The organism is Kitasatospora sp. NPDC007106 (assembly GCF_040634455.1).
GTDB classification, from domain to species: domain Bacteria; phylum Actinomycetota; class Actinomycetes; order Streptomycetales; family Streptomycetaceae; genus Kitasatospora; species Kitasatospora arboriphila.
The window spans coordinates 1-2768 of the sequence record NZ_JBEYFP010000763.1 but is presented as its reverse complement, the minus strand read 5'-3'; the positions used below and the strand labels follow the sequence as shown (position 1 = coordinate 2768).

Genomic DNA, 2768 nt, shown 5'->3' with positions numbered 1-2768 from the left:
GGTCCCGGGGCGCGCCCCACCGCTGCCCCGGGACCGTCCGCGCGGATCGTCCCCGGCGTGCCGTCGGCCCGGGCGGCGCGGTGCTGCCCGCCGGACCGTCAGCGGCGTGCCCCGGCGGCGGGGACGGCGGTGACGGTGTCGTGGGGGCTGAAGGTGCGGCGGTAGGCGGCGGGTGAGACCCCGAAGGCCGTCCGCATGTGGGTGCGCAGCGAGTTGCCCGAGCCGAGGCCGGCCCGGTGCGCGACCAGGTCGATCGGCAGGTCGGTGGTCTCCAGCAGGTGCTTGGCGAGTTCCAGGCGCTGGGCGGTGAGCCACTGCACCGGGGTCATGCCGACCTCGTCGCGGAACCGCCGGGTGAAGGAGCGCAGGCTCATCCGTGCGTGCTCGGCGAGCCGGTCGAGGGGCAGCGGCTCGCCGAGGTGCTCCAGGGCCCAGGCGCGGGTGGCGGTGGTGCTGGCGACGGTGGGCTCGGGGACGGGCCGGTCGATGTACTGCGCCTGCCCGCCGTCCCGCCACGGCGGCACGACGCACATGCGGGCGGCCCGGTTGGCGACGGCCGCGCCGTGGTCGCGGCGGATCATGTGCAGGCACAGGTCGACGCCGGCGGCGACACCGGCGGAGGTCAGCACGTCGCCGTCGTCGACGAACAGGACCTCCTCGTCGACCTTGACGTCCGGGTAGGCCCGGCGGAACTCCGGGGCGAGGTTCCAGTGCGTGGTGGCCGGCCGGCCGTCGAGCAGGCCGGCCGCGGCGAGCACGTACGAGCCGGTGCAGATCGACACCAGCCGGGTGCCGGGCCGGATCCCGGCGATGGCCGCCGAGACCTCGGGGGGCAGGGGACCGCCGTGGCTCAGCTCGGGCATGGCGTGCGTCGGCGGGACGATCACGGTGTCCGCGGCGGCCAGCGCCTCGGGGCCGGCGGCCGGCTGCACGGTGAAGCCGGCGTCGCTGAGGACGGGGGCGCCGTCGGCCGTGCAGACGGTGACCTCGTAGAGCGGGCGCCGCTCGGCGTCCTCGGCGCTGCCGAAGACGCGGGACGGGATGCCGAGCTCGAAGGGCGGGACCCCGGGCAGGGCGAGCACGGCGATCCGGTGCGGCCGGCCCGGTGCACCCGGCGTCCGCTTCCGCTCGCTCTCCGTCATGTCCATCCGCGATCCGGCCATGGCCAGATCCTGTCACATGGTGACCGAACGGCCAACACCGTGCCGGGCCCGGGTGCCGGATCGTTGACTGCGTCGCCGGGGGAGCCCGGCGCACAGGAACGCAACGAAGGACGAGGAACAGACATGCGTGCGGTGGTCGTGGAGCAGTGGGGCGGGCCCGAGAACCTGGTCGAGCGCGAGGTCGAGCGGCCCGAGCCCGGGCTGAACGAGGTGCTGGTGCGGGTGCACGCGGCCGGGGTGAACCCGGTGGACTGGAAGACCCGGGCCGGCGGCGCCCTCATCGAGTGGGGCGCGGTGCCGGCGGTCGGCTGGGACGTGTCCGGCACGGTCGAGGCCGTCGGCCCCGGCGTCGGGATCTTCCGCCCCGGCGACGAGGTCTACGGGATGCCGCTCTTCCCCCGCCAGGCCGGCGGGTACGCCGAGTACGTGGTCGCACCGGCCCGCCACCTCGCGCCCAAGCCCGCCAACCTGACGCACGTGGAGGCCGCGGCGCTGCCGCTGGCCGCGCTGACCGCCTGGCAGGCCCTGGTGGACGCGGCCGACGTCCGCCCCGGGGAGCGGGTGCTGGTGCACGCGGCGGCCGGCGGCGTCGGCCACTTCGCCGTGCAGATCGCCAAGGCCCGCGGCGCGTACGTCATCGGCACGGCCAGTGCCGGCAAGCACGACCTGCTGCGGGAGCTGGGCGCGGACGAGGTGGTCGACTACCGCGCGGTCCGGTTCGAGGACGTGGTCTCCGACGTCGACGTGGTGCTGGACGGCCTCGGCGGCGAGACCGCCGAACGCTCCCTGAAGGTGCTCAGGACCGGCGGCCGGCTGATCACCCTGCCCGGCCCGGACGACGTCCCGGCCGCCCCGGACGGCGTGCGGGCGGCCTGGGTCCTGGTCGAGCCGGACCACCTCGGCCTGCGCGAGATCGCCGCCCTGGCGGAGCGCGGCGCACTGAAGCCCGTGGTCGAGACCGTCCTGCCGCTGGCGCAGGCGGCCAAGGCGCACGAGATCGGCGAGCAGGGCCGCACCACCGGCAAGATCGTCCTCACCGTCGACTGACCCGTCGACACCCGGGAGCGGGGCGCCGCCCCCGCCCGGGAGTGCTCAGCCCGTCCGCCCGCCCTTCCCGACGACCACGAACTGGCCCATCATGCCGTCGTCCTCGTGGCGCATCAGATGGCAGTGGTACATGTACGGGTTCCGCGGGTCGGCGTAGTCGCGGAAGACCACGGCGAGGCGCACCGAACCGGACGGCGGTACGGAGACGGTGTCCTTCCAGCCGGCGAGTTCCGGCGGGGGAGGGCCGCCGTTGACGTCGAGGACCTGGAAGTGGTTGTCGTGGACGTGGAAGTTGTGCACCCGGTTGTGGGTGTTCGTCACCGTCCAGACCTCCGGGACGTCGACGGTGGCGGTGACGTCGATCCGCTCCATGTCCATCGGCAGGCCGTTGATGGTGTTGCCGTCGAGCTCGAAGGTGCGCGCCACCGCGGACGCCGTCACCGGCGGGGGGATCACGGCCAACGCCGAGGGCGTCGCCGTGCCCGCGCGGAGCTGCGGCCGCGGGTCCAGGCGCAGGAGCTCGAACTCCTCGCCCTGGGCGGCTCCGGCGGACGGGCC

At 75.3% G+C, this 2768-nt stretch carries 3 protein-coding genes; 1 reads left to right on the top strand and 2 read right to left on the bottom strand.

All coding sequences use genetic code 11. From position 1 onward, the window contains the following. Positions 1-98: 98 nt before the first annotated feature. The gene (locus tag ABZ641_RS32010) at positions 99-1148 is read right to left on the bottom strand and encodes a helix-turn-helix domain-containing protein (protein ID WP_344623384.1); all 1050 of its coding nucleotides are present in this window, start codon (positions 1146-1148) and stop codon (positions 99-101) included. A gap of 138 nt (positions 1149-1286) precedes the next feature. Here ABZ641_RS32010 and ABZ641_RS32005 point away from each other — a divergent pair, with 138 nt between their 5' ends. Then, entirely contained in the window at positions 1287-2210 is a 924-nt protein-coding gene (locus ABZ641_RS32005; RefSeq protein ID WP_344623317.1) for an NADP-dependent oxidoreductase, read from the top strand. A gap of 45 nt (positions 2211-2255) precedes the next feature. Here the strand turns inward: ABZ641_RS32005 and ABZ641_RS32000 are convergent. Beyond that, positions 2256-2768, bottom strand: a 513-nt coding sequence (locus ABZ641_RS32000) for a multicopper oxidase domain-containing protein (protein ID WP_359987490.1), incomplete at its 5' end; no start/stop codon positions are given.

Excerpts from the sequence above, each read along its gene's own strand:
- ABZ641_RS32010 (WP_344623384.1), bottom strand. The coding sequence starts at position 1,148 with ATGGACATGACGGAGAGCGAGCGGAAGCGGACGCCGGGTGCACCGGGC.
- ABZ641_RS32005 (WP_344623317.1), top strand. The coding sequence starts at position 1,287 with ATGCGTGCGGTGGTCGTGGAGCAGTGGGGCGGGCCCGAGAACCTGGTC.